This is a genomic window from Halorubrum sp. SP9 (assembly GCF_005435015.1).
GTDB lineage: Archaea > Halobacteriota > Halobacteria > Halobacteriales > Haloferacaceae > Halorubrum > Halorubrum sodomense.
In genome coordinates this window covers 1-213 of the sequence record NZ_SGXU01000801.1, presented here as the reverse complement: position 1 = coordinate 213, position 213 = coordinate 1, and the positions used below count along the sequence as shown (strand labels likewise).

Sequence of the window (213 nt, the reverse complement as noted above, 5' to 3'; positions counted from 1 at the left end):
GAAGACAAGTACGCGAACTACTTCCAGGAGCTCCAGCGGGCGTACAAGAACGCGTTCAACCAGATGAACGACCGGCACGACTCGGAGCTGATCCACGGCATCGACCAGACCGTGCTCAACGAGTCGGAGCCGTTCTACGAGGACGGCGAGTTCCGCGTCGAGCTCCCGGAGAACCCCCGCGAGCGCATCCGCGGCGCCGTCGCGGTCGACGAC

The 213-nt window shown here is 64.8% G+C and carries 1 protein-coding gene; it reads left to right on the top strand.

What is annotated here, in order from left to right:
- Nucleotides 1-213 (top strand): DUF5783 family protein (locus EXE45_RS19355; RefSeq protein WP_137695228.1); only part of this gene is annotated, 213 nt, incomplete at both ends.